Genomic DNA, 17,856 nt, shown 5'->3' with positions numbered 1-17,856 from the left:
AACAGTTTTAAGCTAGCGCAAATCAATATTTTACTATAGTAGCTAATTAATTGGTGCCTCATCGGTCAAGTCAAAAAAGAGAGCGCTATCATTCGCATTAATTCCACGTTTTTTTTTTATATCGCACAAAAATATTTTTGAAAATAAAAATTGTTCTCTTTAAAATTTCTGTTTTTTAACTGTGTTTTAGTATTATTCAGCAAAACGGGTATACCTTAAACAAAGCTGTGTTGCTCCGGATGATGACCACTTTCGATGCATGAGTCGGTGAATACGTACAAAAGGAGTGAGCGTGTTGAAGAAATTATCAATAAGTGCTTGTTTAGTCTTAATGCTGTCCTTGGCAATTCCTGTTCAAGCTGCTTCCGATTTAGCGACGTCTCATTTGTTTTATGAAGAAATCAGTTACTTAGTAGATCGCGATGTCTTAAGCGGTTATCCTGATGGTACGATGCGTCCCGATACAGGGGTAACACGTGCAGAAGCTGTTATTATGATGGGCCGCTTGAAAGGATTTGATCGTACACAACGGAATACAGGATTTTCAGACGTCCCTTCTTCTCACAAAGCCAGTGGTTACATTGCAGCAGCTGCAGAAGCGAAGTTGATCAAAGGTTATCCAGACGGCAGCTACCGTCCGAACAACACCATCACACGTGCCGAAATGGCGTTTATTTTGTCTCGATTGTATATTGTTCCGTTCCGCGCAGATATTAGCTTTACCGACGTTTCACGTAATATGAAGGTATACGAACCTATACAGAAAATATTAGCAGCTAACATTACCATCGGTTACCCAGATAATACCTTCCGTCCAAACGATACAGTCACGCGTGGCCAATTTGCTGCATTTTTGGCGCGGGGACTCGAACCGAAGTTTAAAAATGACGCAACGATCAAACAGTCTTATTTAAGAGACAAAACAAAAACCTATGTGTACGATACAGAATTTGGTGTCGAACGTCACGTTTATAATTATGTGCCTTCCCGAAATGGGTTAGCGATGGGTTATATTTGGAGCATTAACACGAAAGATGACATTCTCATAACAGATTCAGTGGAATTCGAGACCTCTACTCACTATACATTTGGCATGCCTTATTCGGAGTCCTATACCGAGCTTGAGTACCCTGTTAAAATCGGACAAAATTGGTATATGAACACGATGTACGCGGCTCCACGCGAAGTCACCAACATCGGGGTTACAGTCAAAACACCTTATCGAACGTTCACAAACGCAGTGGAAGTAACGGTTGCGGCTAATTCTGAGCTTTTGGAAAAAGGTCATATCTACTATATGGTGGAAGGTTTTGGAGAAGTAAAATCGGTGGACTTGGACGGCACCATAACAAAAGAATTGATTGCGATTGAATGAAAATCGGACATTCAAAACGCCAACTGCTCGCTTTGCGTTGATTAATTGCACGGAGCTCAGGACGGAAAAACGACAATCTCTCTAAAGAAGAGCCCACGCTAAAAACAGAAGTTCTTTAAAGTCATAAAAGCTCGCAGACAACTAGTTGTCTGCGAGCTTCAGCTTGTTGAGAAACTAAGGTTTTATCGATTATCTTCTCAGTGGATTGGTCAAGAAACAAAAGAACGTGAAGTTTTTAGACCCTTCTGCTTAGCAGAAGGGTCATTTTTTTGATGTTTTGCACTGCGGCTGTCAGATAAGCCTGTTCTTGGACAGACTTGCGCCCTCGTCGCCTTGCGTAACGGAAACTATGGAGTTCTTTCGCATCGGCGAAACTCCGTTCGATGGTCTGGCTTCGTAACTTGTATAGCTTTTTTCCGCTGGGGGTGCGCTTGTTGGCGCGCACCTTTTCTTTTTCGTCTTCCCAGATGTGTCGGAAAATCGAGCGCTGCTTGCTTTTCGCGGAAAAACAATCCGAGCGCAGTGGACAATGTTCACAATCCTCCGGCCGGCTTTTGTACTGCCGATATCCCTCTCGATCTGTGGTGGCGTAGGACAACTTACAGCCCATGGGGCAAGCATACGCATCCAGTGAAGGGACATACGTAAATAACCGTTTCGGCACTTTCGGGTTACCGCCTTTGAAACGGCGGTAGCCCATGACCACAAACGTTCCGGCTTCGTTTAACGTTTTACAGATGTGGCCGGTAAAATAGCCGGCATCCAAGGCGACGGCTTCCACCGGAAAAGCAAACTTCTTCTTTTGTACAGCGAGCCGGTCCAAATAAGGAACGGCGTCGTGCATATTGCCGGCCGTGATATAGGTATCCGTGATGAAATTGTATTTGGCATCCACCGTTCGGTGGTCGAGATAGAAAAAACCTTGAGGTTTCTGGTTTCGCATGAGGAACCCACTATCTGGATCGGTCACGCTTTCGCGGGTCATCGCCGGTTTGGTTTTGGCAACGGGCCGAATCACCTTCGGCTTCAGCGCTTTTTTCCATGGGCCTCCCGGTCAGCTACGACCGCTTCTTCCAATTCCCCCAGGTAGCTCACCACTTTTTCGGCCTTTGCTTTTCGGATAAACTTGTTCTTATTGGCATTGGCTTTGATATGCGTGGAATCGGACAGAAGCACGCGGCCACTCACCATGCCGTGGGCTTTTGCCTGACGAACCGTTTCGTCGAAGATTTCTTCAAAGACCGAGGTGTCTTCAAATCGGCCCTTCCGATTGAAACTGATGGTGGAGTGATCTGGAATCCGGTCGACGAGAGAATAGCCCAAAAACCATCGGTAAGCAATGTTATCCCGAATCTCTTTTTCCAGTTGGCGTTCTGAACGAACGCCATAAAAATAGCCGATGAAAATCATTTTGAATAAGGTAATGGGCGGAATGGCGGGACGGCCGTTATCCGGACAATAATAAGGGGAAGCAATCCGTTCAATAAAAGAAAAATCAATGAGGGCATCAACGGTACGAAGAAAATGGTCGTATGGCACGAGTTCATCAATTGAGACGGTGACCTGTTCATGACGGTGATTTTTGACGGGACCAATCATGGGACTTCGCTCCTTCTTTTTCTTTCAGTTTACATCAAAAAAGTATCGAAATAAACAAAAAAAGACTGTCGAGAGGGTTTCTCGACAGCCTGAAGCTCGCAGACAACTAGTTGTCTGCGAGCTTTTTTATAGCTGTATGTTTTCTTATTTAAAATCCACTGTATCATTTATTTCTTTACGGTCTTTTTCTATGTCCTTATTGGTCAATTTCTTCACAAACGTTTTAACGGACTTTACCGTATTGCCAGAGTCCCAATACTCAGCCGAATCAGCATCAACGCGAATCAACACGACATTCGGATCGTCATAAGTAGTATCCAGCATCTTATCAAAAATCGGATTCCAGTATTCCTTTTTCTTCGCTGCATCTTCAATAAACTCAGCAGTTCCGCTAATAGATACATAAGATTTCCCTGCATAGGCTAAATTGATGGTTGGATTGCTAATGATTTCATCGTATTTTTCCGTATCTTTCATTGTGAGGAACCACAAATTACCATCAAATTCTACTTCCTGTGTTTGCATAGGACGCGAAATAATTTTGTTATCAGTAGAAATGGTTGTGAACATCGCTACCTTAATATCCTTAATCAAGTCATTAACTGTTTTAATGGCCTGTAGATCGTTTGTTGTCTCGTTCACCATATTATTTATTCCTCCTACATTAAGTTGAATTAAAGTTAGATGGTTATACTTCTAGATTTCCCTGTATTCGGTTCTCTAAACGTCATTGCCTTTTCCGTAAGTATTCTAGTATGTAGAAAAACTAAAAATAAATTTATAAAAATACCCATTCACTTATAAGAATTCCTCTCACTTGTTTCGTCAAACTATCAATACCAATATGGTTATCTCTTATAAAATCAACAACTAACTAAAACTATTTAAAAGTATTTTATTTTTCTCTTGTAATTTGATTATTCAATAATGTATAGTCTATACAGGAATGAATAAAGGAGGACAGTCATGAATACTTTATTTCTGCTTCCCAATACGAACGAAGAAATTATCAACACTTATGATGAAGACATTATTGTTACTACACGAGAAGGTCGTATTATCAAAGCTTCTACTTGCAGTGGTGAGCAATATGGAGTACCTGCTGAAGAACTACTTGGAAAATCGGTCTATGATTTAGAAGCAGCTGGAATCTTCTCTCCTGCCATTACGCCACTCGTTTTAAAGCAAAAGAAAAAAGTTGTTTTGCTCCAAAATACACCTTCTGGGAAAAAGGTCTTGATCACTGGCATTCCACTTTTTAATGATAATGGCGATGTAGAGTTTGTCGTCAGTTATTCTTACGATATGTCACAGTTGATGGTTATGAAGGAATATTTAGAGAATCTGGAATCGGAAATGTCCAAGGTAAAAGGGGAACTGGCTCATCTACGAAACCAACAGCTTCATGTTGAAGGCTATGTCATGGAAAGTCCTTCTTCTAAACGTGCACTCCAAACAGCCATCAAAATGGCGCAACTTGAAGTTCCGGTTGTTATTTACGGTGAACCTGGCACCGGTAAAACATCATTAGCTAAGTTTATCCATGCACAAAGCGATCGACGTGAAGAAGCATTTATCGAAGTCCATTGCAGCGCTATCCCCGAATCGGTGTTTGAAATCAGTTTTACCGGACTTGACGGAGAAGGCTACATAAACTTAGCTGCTCGAGGCACGCTTGTGCTCAATGAAGTGGAACAGCTCTCAGCTGCTTCTCAGGCCACCCTGTTTAACGTTTTGCAGCAGCCACACGAGGCACGCATAATTGCCATCAGCACGGTTTCAATTGAAGAGGCCGTCATTGCTGGGAACTTCCGTGAAGACTTGTTTTACTTTTTGCATTTAGCTTCGATTGAATTAAAAGCGCTAAGAGAACGTCCAGATGATTTAGATCAGTTTATCCATCGCGTTCTTGAAGAACTCAATATCAACTACAAAAATCGAAAAACGATTTCTGATGACTTCTACTTTCATGCGCTACAACTTTCTTGGAAAGGCAATTTCCGAGAGTTGCGCAATGTACTAGAACGTAGCTTTATCGAAAGTGAATCTGCACTGATTACGCTCGATGACCTCCCGATTACTTATCAGCCAGATTCCAGTGAACGTATCGGCTTTGAACTTGATGGCCAGACGCTTCCACATATTTTAGAATCTGTCGAAAAGAAAGTGTTACTAAATGCACAAAAACGCTACAGAACAACGACTGAAATGGCTCATATTCTCGGCATTAGCCAGCCTTCGGTTGTTCGTAAACTAAAAAAATACACAAACATCACTTAAGGAGGAACTTATATGACATTGCTTCAAAGCGAAAAAAAGAAAATTGAATCTGTCGACACATGGAAATTCTTAATTCCTTCTATTATAGGTGCGCTATTATTCTTATGCCCTATCTCTTACAATGATGAAATCACGATTGGTGTCGGTATTTTGGCATCTTTCCTCTTAACAACATTCGGTGATATAATTCCTGCATTTATTGTTTTTTTACTTGGTTTTTCCGCACTTGCTAGCGTACTTGCAACGATTACAAAACCTGCTTTCGTTCAAAATTCACCTTTTTTACGCACTACGTTTATTAATGGACCATTTGGTTTAATCGTTCGTGTTCTTGCTTTTGCATTTGGCTTTATGACTTTTTATGAAATTGGCCCTGAAATCATTTCTTCAAGAGCTACGGGAGGCGTTGTGCTTTATGACTTAGCCCCTGTCCTACTCACCTGGTTTTTGTTTGCTGGAATTTTATTGCCGTTACTAGTTGAATTTGGCTTAATGGAATTTGTCGGTACCTTGCTCAACAAATTCATGAGACCTGTCTTCACCTTGCCTGGCCGTTCCTCAATCGATGCGATGGCATCATGGATGGGCGCTGCACCTGTTGGAGTTTTGGTAACAATGAAGCAATACGATGAAGGCAATTATACCGGACGTGAAGCTTCGGTCATTGCCACTACGTTTTCAATCGCTTCTGTGGCGTTTAGTTTAGTAGTTGCCAATGTCGTCGGCATCGGACATTTGTTCTTTCCTTTTTACCTAGCTGTATCGGTTGCTTGTTTAGTAGCTGCCATCATTATGCCGCGCATCCCACCTTTATCTCGTAAAAAAGACGACTATTATGCGCCAGTTGGCAAACAAATTGACGATACCATTCCTGAAGGTGCACCGCTTTTACAATGGGGTTTTGACGAAGCTCGTCGTAAAGCAAGCAGCGCGGCAAGCCCGAAAAAACTTGCACAAATCGGCATTGAGACGGTACTGGATATATGGCTAGCGCTAATCCCACTCGTTATTGCTCTTGGTACTGTGGCATTGATCGTCGCAGAATACACACCATTATTCAAAATCATTTCTTATCCACTGATTCCCGTACTGACCTTATTCGGCTTACCCGAAGCCGCCGAAGCCGCTCCTACGTTCTTAGTTGGATTCGCAGATATGTTCTTGCCTGCTGTACTAGGTGCAGGTATCGAGAGTGAATTGACTCGCTTTGTGCTAGCTGGTGTTTCGTTAACGCAAATCATCTATATGTCTGAAATCGGCATTTTGATTTTACGTTCGAACATCCCAGTAAAATTCTGGGAACTGGCTGTAATTTTCGTATTACGTACCATCATCACTTTACCAATTCTTGTGTTGTTCGGTCATTTGTTTGTTTAATAAAAAAGCGCTACTCCTAGGAATGTACATTCCTAGGAGTAGCGCTTTTTTACTCACTTTGCCCAATGATGAAAGAAGAAATAAGACAAGATGAGCACAATGACAATGATGGAAAGGATGAGCATGGGCACAAAACCAAAGGTAGCTTCCATTAGAACTCCTCCTCCTTTTCCCTTTAGCATACTCTCTTTTATTTGAGAATGATACAAAATAAGACTGATTTTTCAGTTTAATTAAAAAGTATAAACCATAATTTTTATTCTGTATTTTTACTATTCTTTTCTCAGTTTCTGAGGAGTACTTTATACATAAAATAATAGCCTTATATGTCACGACGTGATATAGTCGAAATGTGACATATGAGAAAGAGGGTTTCTTATGGATATTCAAAAAATGTTAAAAAAATATGTACCTATGACTGAGACCGCTTTTTATATTCTATTGTCTTTAACTGAACCTCGACATGGCTACGGCATTGTTAAACACGTAGAAGAAATTACAACAAGTCGACTGCGTCTTGGATCAGGTACTGTATATGGAACCTTGACAAAGATGCAAAAAGATGGAGTGATCGTCGTTTTTGCGGATGAACAGCGAAAAATTGTTTACGAAATCACTGATACTGGAAAACAACTCATACACGAAGAAATAAGAAGACTGAAAGAGTTACATCAAAATGCACTGACTTTTGAGGAGGATTTCCAATGAAGAAAATGTACAATCCTTTCTGGAGCTACGATGTTATTAAAACAGAGCAATGGCTATCAAAAATGGCACATAGCGGACTAACCTTTGCAGAATTGAATCGCTGGACGCGCTGCTTCTACTTTACTGAGACCCCCACAAATTCACGAATTTATCGAATTGCTTATGACAAATTAAAATCGCCTATCCTTCCAAAAACGCTGCAAGTTGAGGGTTGGAAAGCTATTGCCACTAAAGGGAAATGGCAAGTCACAACAAATAATCGACCTGAACAAACGATTAGAAACTTTCCAACTCGAGATGGTGTTATTAAACACAACCAAACGATTACGTATCTTTTTTATGGACTTTTGTTTTATTTAATAAGTGTACTAATTGCACCCATTTCTTTAGCTTTTTCCTACTTGTTCACGGATGAATCGATTGTTGTAGAAGAAAGCCCTTATTGGATTGTGACGTATTTGTTCTTTGCATTAGCTATTGGTTTAGTTTTGCTAGGCATTTATTCAATTATTAAAATTACGAAAACGAATAATATCCTTAAAAATTCACAAGTTATTAGAGCTACTACTCAACTAAATAATGGCATTGATACGCAAGCAGAAAAGCATTTGAAACGCTCAGGACGCTGGGTGACAAAAATTCGATTAGGCTGGATGTATTCTCCTGATAAACTCGAAAAATGGCTAGAGTCGATGGAACAGCAGGGACTTAATTTATATCGCGTCAGTAAAATTGGAACTGTTTTTCATTTTACGAAAGGCCAGCCTCGCTATATCGCTTACCGAGTCGACTATCAAAGACAACCGCCTGCAGGCTATTTTTCGATTCATAGAGAAGCCGGCTGGCGTGATTGTTTTGTCTCCTATTCTAATTTAGAAAACTGGACTATTTGGAGCCAGGAGTACAAAGAAAATCAACAGCGACCACAGCTATATAGCGATTATTTCACTCGGATCAAACAAGCTAAAAAAATAGTTTTTACTTATACAGCCTTCTTTTTACCTTTTACACTTTTGTATCTTTACTTCCTAGTTAACAACTTGAATAGACAAACGGAGCTATCTCAATGGTTATCATGGGGAACTTTCGTATTTATGCTATGCATCACTATTTACGGATCCTTGTTAGTCAAACTATGGACGTATTACATCCGATTGAAAAAGCAAGCTACTACTTGAAACAGTTGAATTGGGAACATGTTTATTCTCTAATCAATAGCGCAACATTCAAGGAAATACTACAAGAGAATCAAAAATCCACTCACACTATTAGCTGTGAGTGGATTTTCTTCTATAGGAAAAACGGAATAAATACGCTAGCTAATAGTAAAATCAGCGCACCCCCAAGACGAGAGGAAATCTGTGCAAATGGCATTAATTCCATTCTTCTTGCCGCAGATAGTACAGCGACGTCACCCGTACCGCCCATGTTCGCCATGCAAAGACCAGCTGTAATGGCCGCTTCAATTGGATAGAAGCCCATAAATTTCCCGATAATGCCTGAACCGATAACCGCTCCTATAACTACTGCCAGAACGATCAGAACATATTCTACACTTAATGCATTTAAAACAGCCGCTAAATCTGTATAAGCGACACCAATACCAATCAACAGAGCATTGGTCCAGTTTCTAGCGACAAATTCGTACCACTGACTTGCTCCTTCAACGATAATTTCCGGCATAACATTCGCCACTTTTAGACCTGCCACCAAAATAATCATAATTGCGTATGGATGCAAAGGGATAAAGTCGCCTAAAAGATTTCCTAACATGTAAAAGGAGACTGCAGCCAAGACACCGATACCCATTTTGGACAGGTTATATTGTGGTACTTCTTTTTTCTCATAATGAAATCCTCTGATTAATTGTCCATTACCTGTCAAACTCGGGTATTTCTTACCAACAATGTTCAATACACTCGCAAGAATGATCGCAAAAACGTTACCAAGTGCCAATGCCGGCACCAGAATTGATAAGTAATAACCAGGCTCGTTTCCAAGCATCTCGGAGTAAACCTGTGACATCGGCACGGCACCTGCACCCATGCCTCCTCCCATAATTGGCATGGCTATGACCAGTACAGCATCTTGTATACTAAATCCGAGTAACATGCCGACAAGCGCTGCGAGTAAGACTGCACCTGCAACTGCTGCGAGTAGCGGCAAAGCGTAACGAACACCCGCTTTCACCAGTACTTTCGACTCCATCCCCAGAATACTTCCAGTAATCAAAGCCGCTATATAAAAGTTCAGGAAGTCTCCGTCTTTCATAAATTCCGTAATGAGCGTAGTAGTGGTTTCCGGCATTAACCCGCTATAGACCATATAAGCTGAACCAAATATGGCTACAATTGCACCGCCACCTAAGAACGTTCGAACAATTGGCGTATGGTCTCCAATCCAGCCAAGTAGTTCCCCTAGGACCATGATGATCAATAGCGCTCCAATCATACCTGCTGGCAAGTTATCTGTATACATAGCGTAAAGAGCAATTGCCGCAAAAACTCCAAACCACAAAATTGGGATATTAAAAATTGATAGCGTTCCTAAGCTTTTTTTCATCGGCAAATCGGCTGGAACTGTTCGTTTACTTTCTTCCATTTCTATCAGCTCCATTCTATGTTCTTTTGTTATTCACCCAACTTTTTAGCTTTTCATTGTTTTTCTTAATAACTGATAAACGCATAAGGGTAAGCGCTTTCAACTGTTAATTCTTATCTTAATTAAATAGTCAGAAAACAAATACCTTATAAAACTATTGAAGTTATTGTAATTAAAAAAAGTAGCCAAATTGGCTACTTTTACAAATAAGGTGTTACACTATTTCGATTTGATTTTTTTACTACGTATCGGTAAATTGGTCGGCCGATTCCATAAACAAGATTTTCTTCAAGAAAATCAATTTGGGTCAAGAATTTTAAATATTTTCTTACCGATACTCTTGAGATATGGCTAATTTCTGCGACATCTTCTGTAGAAAACGTTTCTGACTCTACTTGAAGTATTACTTCAACAACTTTTTTTAACGTCGTTCTTGTCATTCCTTTTGGTATTGTTGCGAATTTCCCCGATTTTTGAGTATCGTTGTTTTTCTGTAGCATTTGATCAAGTTCCTGCTGACTTACTTTATCTCTGTTATCCAGTCCAAAATAATGACTTTTGTATTGCAAAAGCGCTTCTTGAAAGCGACTAAATTCAAAAGGCTTTATTAAGTAATCGATAGCACCAAGTCTGAGTGCTTGTTGAACTTGACTGATGTTAGAAGCTGCGGTGATGAACACAACATCTAAATCCTTTTTTCCTTCGCGAAGCTGTCTTAAAAAATCTAATCCGTTCATTCCTGGCATATGAATATCGAGCAGCAGCAAGTCCACTTCTACTGCTGCTAACATTTCAATCGCCTCCTTCGTATCTGCTGCATGGCCAATCACCGTAAAGCCTTCTACTTTTGCAACGTATTGGCGGTTTAGTTCTGCCACCATGGGGTCATCTTCTATGATCATGACGTTAATCATTACACTCACCTCCTGCTTCATATGGAACGATAATTGAAAATACAGCTCCGTCTCGTTCTGACATAATATCGATTGAACCTTCCAGTTTTTCAACACTATTTTTCGTAAGATAAAGACCGAATCCCCGATTTTCTCCTTTTTTAGAAGAGACACCTTTCGAAAAAATAGTCTCTTCCCTGTTTCGTGGAATCCCAGGACCTGAATCCGCTACGGTCATCTCTAGCAAATTATCAATATAAGAAAGCTCCATGGTGATGAGCTTTCGTTCACTTTCCATCACACTGTCAATTGCATTGTCGACGATATTTCCAAGAATAGTAATGATTTCATGTGTAACAGCTGGATCTTCTGGGCATGGAATTTCCGTTTCACATTGAATGGTAAGTTCGACATGCGCTTCTCTTGCATAACTGATCTTCCCAATGATAAATCCTGAAAGAACAGGATCTTTAATATAGTGTGTGACAGCAGCGACTTCATGAGCCTGATGATCAGTTAGTTTGGAAATAAATTGCTTTACTTGTTCATATTCTTCAAGTTTTATCATACCCAGTAACACATGCAACTGATTCATAAATTCATGTGATTGTGCCCTTAAAGTATCTGCATATAGTCGGACACCTGTCAGCTGTTCCGCCAATAAATTTACTTCTGTTTTGTCTCGAAATGTGGCAATTGCTCCTATCACTTGGTCATTCACTACTAACGGTATGCGGTTTGAAATTACAGAGATACCATTAAACTTTTGCTCTTGATCCAAATCTGGCTGTTTTTGATTTAGTATTTGTTCTAACATAGCACCCGGTAAAAATTCGTTACTATCCATACCAATCGGTTCCTCGTCCATTAATCCCGCCTCATAAAAAAGCCGTCTTGCCGACTTATTGACTAAGACGATTTTCGAATCTGCATCAATCGCTATAATCCCTTCGTAAACTGATTCCAGCATCTGATTTCGCTCTTCGTGAATGCGTGCAATTGCATATGGTTCCAATCCAAACAAACTTTTCTTGATATACCAAGCAAGCCAGAAAGCACCAATAATTCCAATCAGCAAGCCGACAGCCGAGCCCATCAAAATCTTGATTTGATTTTGCCAAATAGCCGATTGGACTTCTTCTAGTGAAATTCCAACTGCTACAGCGCCGATTTGTTTTCCTTTTGTATCCATGATAGGTGTGAATGAACGTAGAGATTTGCCAAGTGTACCTTCTGAGCGCGACGTATAATCCTCACCTACAAGCACCTGTTTCTCATCTCCACCCATAAAAAACTTTCCAATCTGTTGTGAATCAGGGTGTGATTTTCGTATTCCTTCCATATCCATAACGACAATAAACAGTACATCTGTGGCTTTTTGAATGGTCGTTGCATAATCTTGAATCTCTGTTTCCATTTCAGTAGACAATAAGCCGTTGCGTATAACTTGAGATTCCGCAACTATACGCGAAATGTTGACAGCTTTTTCTTCTAATTGATTTTCTATACTTTCGCTTGTTGTCTCGGTAATAAGGAGAATAGTAATCATCAACGAAATCAGTACCACTAGACAGATAAAGAAGATGATGATGGAACTCAGTTTAAAGCGTGGTAAAGTCATTAGTTACCGCTCCGTTCTAGTTTTATTGACTATGTAAGTTCCATATTTTTCTTTTATAGACTGTTTTTCGCGCTTTAAGCCAAGCGTGATTTGGAGAGGTCCAGTTTTTTGACTTTCTTAAAAAACAATTAAAACTGACTTGGCAGTTGTACATTCCATATTTCTATGATTTCAAGATCCCAGAAATATTCGTAACAGTCTCGACTTACTCTTTTGCTATTTTACTATATAAGTAGAATAGCAGTTCAGCTTTTTTACCGCTTTTACACCAACAGAAAAACCCACTGCTAGGATTTCTGATATCCTAGCAGTGGGTTTTTTGTTTATGAAACTAGCTTTTGCCCGCAATTCGGACAGAACTTGGCCCCTTCGTTTTTCTGGCCGCAGTTCGGACAGAATTTTGGTGCTGGCTTATCGTTAGCACCTGATTGTGTTGCTGAATCCATAGAACCTGTACCCGCTGTATTTTGCTGCTTTCTGGACTCTTGTTCTTTCTGACCGTCCATCATTTCTTTGGCAATGTTCATTCCCATCATCATACCTGCCATGTCAGAGGCTGCATTGGACCCAGATGACTTGCCCATGGCATCGGCCACTGAAATCTGTTGGTATTTGGCGACGTCCCCGACCATTCCGTGTGATGCGCTTTTGTTAATCATATCCTGAATTTCCTTCGGATAATTAAAGCTCATCACTTGGAAGCCTGTCACTTTTAAGCCATCTTCCATCAATTGCATATTCAAATCGTCTTGAATGCCTTGTCCAATTTCATGCGCATTGGCTTGCAAATTGAACATGTCCTTGCCTTCTTTACTAATCCATCTCATCAAGAGTTGATCCAAAATCGCCGTAATCCGGATTTTCACATCGTCAACGATGTAGCTATCTCGAACGCCTGCAATTTTATCGATCAAGCCGATATAATCGCTTACTGTAAACTGGAACGTTCCATTTGCACGAATTGGCATACCGCCTGGCAACTGTGGGGATGGGATATTAATTGGATTTTGCGTCCCCCATCGAACCGTAAATTCTTTTGTATTGACGAACAATACCTCTACACGCATACCGCTATTAAAGCCAAAACGAAAGCCTTTTAAGGTCGACAAAAATGGCACGATTTGTGATTCGATATCGTACTCGCCTTCCTCTTCAAAAATCCCTTCGATTTTGCCATTATTCATAAAGACGGCATCCTGACCTGGACGAATAATTAACTTACTCCCTTTTTTCACTTCATTATTCGTCCACTTCCAGAAAATCTGATCTTCCCTAAATTCTTCCCATTCCACTACATCTGAAAATTGATTGCCAAAAAAACCCATTCTTCGTTTCTCCTCCTTTTCTATCATCTGTTTTTAAAATTTACGACCGCCTCCACTGAAAGAAGCGCCGCCTCCCGTACTTCCGCCCCCACCAAAGCCTCCGCCGCTTCCACTGTTAGCCTTCGGAACTTTACGACGGGAAACGGTTTTATTGCGAAATTGGTCACGCGTACCGGTCACTTTTGTATGATCCCCATCAAAATAAGTACTAGCAGTCGTTGTTACACGTCCACCAGAATTGTATAACATGAATCCGACAACACCTGTCGCCAGTAACAACGCAATTAGCAGCTGAAACCAGCTTTTAAGAAGAATGTTTTCCGGATTGACACCTGGTCGATATTCCATATAGCGGCTTGATGTAGTGACGGTCTCCTGAAAAGCATCTGCATAGTCGCCGTTTTGCATTTCGGGAACAATTCGATCTAGTACCAAATCGACCCGCTTATTATCTAGTGATGTTTCTGCCGTACCAAAGCCCGCTAAGTAAACATCGCGTGTGGCAATGTTCATCGTCAGCAGCACCGCATTTTTTTGATTGTTTTCTACAGACCATGCATCATAAAAATCACCCATGTCCTCCATAATCGACAACGATTTTTCATCTACCAAAGTTAAGAACAGGAAGTCCGTATCTTGCTCATCACTGTATTTTGTTGCCACAGCTTCTAATTCTGCGATTTCTGATTCACTAAGCAAATTAGCGTTATCGTAAACATGTTGATCCACTGCAGCAAATGCAGTGACTCCAGTTATAGTCACCAGTATTAGCAATAAGTAAAGAGTTTTAAGCCATGTACCTTGAAAAGCCTTCACCATAGAACACCTCCTACAGCGAACGCAACCACTTTCATGACTGCAAAAACGGAAGCCGCAATACCGGTAAACCAAGCTGCAACTTTAAATCCACTAATTGGCGGTTTACCGACTACCTTACCGGTTTGACCGTTCATCGCAAAAGTATGTTCCTTATTGTCGAAATCATAATAAACCATCCACACAGGAAACAACGTATAGTAGACGTTTTTCTTATTCGTCAGAATTTGCTTATGGGTATAGCTGACAGTCGAATAGCCTGAAATGGTGCTGCCTATGTACGAATCGATATAAGGGACGATCTTCGACTCGATCCGTGAGTACAGCGCTTCTTCGTCATAATCGTATTTTTCGGCAAGAAAGCCTGCCAAATAAGGCATCTTGAAATCTTTCAATTCTTCGTAATTATAAGGTTCCAGCTTGTCCATCAATTCGTCGTCCATTTTTTCCGAGGCATCTGCTGGAACTTTTAAATAGCTAAGGTCTATTTCTCTACGAATATCATAAAAATCAGTCTCTGTGTAGATCGTATCGCCCGACGTATAGCTATGCACTCTAGTCGCAAGCGCTGCCACATCCGCTGTGCCATCAATGTCGTACAGCCAGAACGGCACATACATACCGGTCATTTTTTTAATGCGGTCACCACTGGTAAAACCTCTTGGTGTCAATCGCCCATTATTCGTCCATTTTCGAAATGCAGCGACAGCTTCATCTTTGCTAATCGTAAAAGGAATTACTTTGGCCGGAGCCAGGTCACCTGTTAATCTGTCTGCAAGTAACACGGGTGCTCCACAAAAACTGCAATGTGTCGCAGTAGTTTGTGCTTCGGTCAAAATAACGGCGCCGCAGTTTTCACAGTGATATTCTTTCGCTTCTTGTGGATCAAATTTTCGTAAGATATTGGTTTCAGGAAACGTCTCAATGTTGTCCTGCCTGCCACAGTTCGAACAAGACAGGTGCCCTGACTCACTATCAAACGCCATGTCTGAACCACAGTTCGGACATTTATACTGAATGACCATCTTTTACGCCCCTTTCAACTTAAAGGAACTTCTTACACTGCACATATCATTCATTTTTGCCCAACTGACTTTTCAATGCTTCTAGTTCATCGTCTACATTAATGCCTGCTTTTAGCGATTCCAATTCATCGTCGACAGATGTGTCGCTATCGTATTTCGAAGCCAAATCTTTAATATCTGTTTCCGATCCTTTGTTGAGTTCGGTCATAGCAATGGCTTCGTCAAGTTCTTGGTTGATCTTCTGCTCCATTTTATCAAAAGCAGAAATCCGCTCGCCTGCACCGTCTACTGAAGAAGCAAAATCATTCATGCGTTTTTGTGTCTTTGCAACTGCAGCTTTGCCTTTTAGCTCTGAACGGCGAGATTCAAGTTCTCCAATGTCCGACTCTAACTTGTCATGCATTTGGCGCATTTGTTGTGTATTGGCCGCTGCGAGTTCAACGGCTGTTCCTTTGTCTGTTACTCTTTCAGAAAGCTCTGCTTTTCGTTGCAAAAACTTCCGCGCATCGTCTTCATTGCCTGCTTCTAAAGCTTTTACGGCATAGCGCTGCATGTCGTCAATCTCTTGTTCAACCTCTGACAGTTCGCGGCGTTCGCGTTTTTCAGCTGCCATAATTGCGGCTGTTTCCGATTTCACTTTTCCTAAATCACTGTTCAAATCACGTAAATACTGATCAATCATTTTCTCAGGATCTTCTGCTTTGTCTAGTAAAGCGTTAATATTACTCGTCATAATATCTTTAAAACGTTTTAAAATTTCCATCATCATTCTCCTCTTTGTATAGTTTTTCTTTACTTCCAATATTCACTGTAGCTATAGCGATGAAAAAACTTCTCCATTCTAGTATAACGCATTAATCGACTCATTTAATCTGTAACGAAAGAGAATTCAGTCTTTTCTATTTTTCAAAACTAAACCAACCTGATGAAAAGAAAAAAAGCTGGTAACCCCTTTGCAAAACTTGACTGCCATTCGCTCAGGGGCTTCCAACTTTAAAACAAATCCTTAGCGGCTAGTTGTCGGATCGGCTTGATGCTCCCAAGCAGGTAAAGTTTTCGACAACGCCTTATCTTCTTTATAACCTAAAGCATATTCTGCTTGCATGATTGTATGAATTTCTCGTGTTCCTTCGTAAATAACAGGTGCTTTGGAATTGCGCAAATAACGGCTGACTGGATATTCATCGGAATAACCATAAGCTCCATGTATTTGGAAAGCATCGTCCGCTGCTTGATTGGCAAAATCACAAGCCTGCCATTTTGCTAAAGACGTTTCACGTGTATTGCGTTTTCCTGTATTTTTTAATTCACCTGCACGGTAAACGAGCAAACGGCTCATCTGGAATCCTGCTTCCATTTTTGCAATCATTTGTTGAACCAACTGATGTCTACCGATTTCTTTACCGAATGTCTGACGCTCGTGACAATAACTCACACTTGCCTCAAGACATGCCATAATTTGCCCAACTGCTCCAGCGGCAACCGTAAATCGACCGTTATCTAGTGCCGACATCGCAATTTTAAATCCTTCGCCTTCTTGCCCTAACAAATTTTCTTTCGGTACTTTAACATCCTCAAAAAACAGTTCTCCTGTATTTCCTGCTCGTATGCCATGTTTTCCTTTAATTGCCTTCGAGGAAAATCCTGGCCACGTACGTTCGACAATAAAGGCAGAAATCGCTCCATGCTTTTGTGATTGGTCGCCCGTGTAAGCAAAGACGAGAAAATAATCTGCCACATCACATAAAGAAATCCACGTTTTCTGGCCGTTTAACACGTAATGATCGCCTTGTTTCACAGCAGTCGATTTCATAGCTGCAACATCCGATCCGGCTTCTGGTTCCGTCAATCCAAAAGCACCCATCTTTTCCCCTTTTGCTTGTGGGATTAAGTACTGCTGCTTTTGTTGTTCTGTTCCCCATTGAAGAATGGTTAAGCTATTTAATCCCGTATGGACAGAAACGGCAGTACGGAAAGCCGTGTCTCCACGTTCAAGTTCTTCGCAAACGATTGCTAGCGAATTGTAATCCATGCCACTGCCTCCGTATGCTTCGGGAATACAGACACCCATCAATCCAAGCTTTGCCAATTTTTCATAAATCGCTGGATCTGATTTACCTGCTCGGTCCCAGTCTTCAATAAATGGCATGATTTCTTTGTCGACAAAGTTTCGTGTCGTGCTGCGCAACATGTCTTGTTCTTCTGTGAATGAAAAATTCATCGTCAATCTCCCCTT

Annotated in this window: 15 protein-coding genes; 5 read left to right on the top strand and 10 right to left on the bottom strand. The window is 40.9% G+C overall.

What is annotated here, in order from left to right; all coding sequences use genetic code 11:
* Positions 1-295 precede the first annotated feature (295 nt).
* Complete coding sequence (locus tag AJGP001_RS04095) at positions 296-1,375, top strand: S-layer homology domain-containing protein (RefSeq protein ID WP_071154521.1); 1,080 nt, start codon at positions 296-298, stop codon at positions 1,373-1,375.
* Positions 1,376-1,610: 235 nt separating this feature from the next.
* Here the strand turns inward: AJGP001_RS04095 and AJGP001_RS04090 are convergent.
* Positions 1,611-2,974 (bottom strand): IS1182 family transposase gene (locus AJGP001_RS04090; protein WP_425439670.1). Its coding sequence is split into 2 segments (ribosomal slippage): positions 1,611-2,402 and positions 2,405-2,974, totalling 1,362 coding nucleotides; the frame shifts between segments, so codons are not numbered across the junction.
* 144 nt (positions 2,975-3,118) lie between these two features.
* Positions 3,119-3,619, bottom strand: a complete 501-nt coding sequence (locus AJGP001_RS04085) for a pyridoxamine 5'-phosphate oxidase family protein (protein WP_071154522.1) — start codon at positions 3,617-3,619, stop codon at positions 3,119-3,121.
* A 321-nt stretch (positions 3,620-3,940) separates the two neighbouring features.
* On the opposite strand from AJGP001_RS04085, the gene AJGP001_RS04080 reads away from it, so the two are divergent.
* The 4 genes from AJGP001_RS04080 to AJGP001_RS04065 all read left to right on the top strand — a co-directional run bounded on the left by AJGP001_RS04080 (position 3,941) and on the right by AJGP001_RS04065 (position 8,517).
* On the top strand, positions 3,941-5,254 hold the full coding sequence (locus tag AJGP001_RS04080; protein ID WP_071154523.1) for a sigma 54-interacting transcriptional regulator: 1,314 nt from the start codon (positions 3,941-3,943) through the stop codon (positions 5,252-5,254).
* 12 nt (positions 5,255-5,266) lie between these two features.
* The gene (locus AJGP001_RS04075) at positions 5,267-6,631 is read left to right on the top strand and encodes a YjiH family protein (RefSeq protein ID WP_071154524.1); all 1,365 of its coding nucleotides are present in this window, start codon (positions 5,267-5,269) and stop codon (positions 6,629-6,631) included.
* A gap of 378 nt (positions 6,632-7,009) precedes the next feature.
* Positions 7,010-7,339 (top strand): PadR family transcriptional regulator, encoded by a 330-nt coding sequence (locus AJGP001_RS04070; protein ID WP_071154525.1) that lies wholly within the window; start codon positions 7,010-7,012, stop codon positions 7,337-7,339.
* Positions 7,336-8,517, top strand: coding sequence for a DUF2812 domain-containing protein (locus tag AJGP001_RS04065; RefSeq protein ID WP_071154526.1), 1,182 nt, complete (start codon positions 7,336-7,338; stop codon positions 8,515-8,517). The genes AJGP001_RS04070 and AJGP001_RS04065 overlap by 4 nt, the downstream gene beginning before the upstream one ends.
* Positions 8,518-8,629: 112 nt before the next feature.
* Here AJGP001_RS04065 and AJGP001_RS04060 read toward each other — a convergent pair whose 3' ends face one another.
* From AJGP001_RS04060 to AJGP001_RS04025, 8 genes are all read right to left on the bottom strand, one after another.
* Positions 8,630-9,940, bottom strand: a complete 1,311-nt coding sequence (locus AJGP001_RS04060; protein ID WP_071154527.1) for a 2-hydroxycarboxylate transporter family protein — start codon at positions 9,938-9,940, stop codon at positions 8,630-8,632.
* A gap of 200 nt (positions 9,941-10,140) precedes the next feature.
* Positions 10,141-10,854, bottom strand: a complete 714-nt coding sequence (locus AJGP001_RS04055; protein WP_078080182.1) for a response regulator — start codon at positions 10,852-10,854, stop codon at positions 10,141-10,143.
* Positions 10,847-12,454 (bottom strand): DcuS/MalK family sensor histidine kinase, encoded by a 1,608-nt coding sequence (gene dcuS / locus AJGP001_RS04050; RefSeq protein ID WP_071154528.1) that lies wholly within the window; start codon positions 12,452-12,454, stop codon positions 10,847-10,849. The genes AJGP001_RS04055 and dcuS overlap by 8 nt, the downstream gene beginning before the upstream one ends.
* Before the next feature lie 323 nt (positions 12,455-12,777).
* Positions 12,778-13,779 carry an SPFH domain-containing protein gene (locus AJGP001_RS04045; RefSeq protein ID WP_071154529.1) on the bottom strand — a complete coding sequence of 334 codons (1,002 nt, stop codon included), beginning with the start codon at positions 13,777-13,779 and terminating at the stop codon, positions 12,778-12,780.
* Positions 13,780-13,812: 33 nt separating this feature from the next.
* The gene (locus AJGP001_RS04040) at positions 13,813-14,598 is read right to left on the bottom strand and encodes a TPM domain-containing protein (RefSeq protein ID WP_071154530.1); all 786 of its coding nucleotides are present in this window, start codon (positions 14,596-14,598) and stop codon (positions 13,813-13,815) included.
* Complete coding sequence (locus tag AJGP001_RS04035; protein ID WP_071154531.1) at positions 14,592-15,620, bottom strand: TFIIB-type zinc ribbon-containing protein; 1,029 nt, start codon at positions 15,618-15,620, stop codon at positions 14,592-14,594. Before AJGP001_RS04035 ends, AJGP001_RS04040 begins: the two co-directional genes overlap by 7 nt.
* A 46-nt stretch (positions 15,621-15,666) precedes the next feature.
* A complete protein-coding gene (locus AJGP001_RS04030) occupies positions 15,667-16,383 on the bottom strand; it encodes a PspA/IM30 family protein (RefSeq protein WP_071154532.1) in 717 nt (238 codons plus the stop codon).
* A gap of 243 nt (positions 16,384-16,626) precedes the next feature.
* Positions 16,627-17,841, bottom strand: a complete 1,215-nt coding sequence (locus AJGP001_RS04025) for an acyl-CoA dehydrogenase family protein (RefSeq protein ID WP_058386155.1) — start codon at positions 17,839-17,841, stop codon at positions 16,627-16,629.
* Positions 17,842-17,856 lie beyond the last annotated feature (15 nt).

It is taken from the genome of Planococcus faecalis, from assembly GCF_002009235.1.
Classification (GTDB): Bacteria; Bacillota; Bacilli; order Bacillales_A; family Planococcaceae; genus Planococcus; species Planococcus kocurii.
This window is presented reverse-complemented; position numbering and strand designations above follow the sequence as displayed.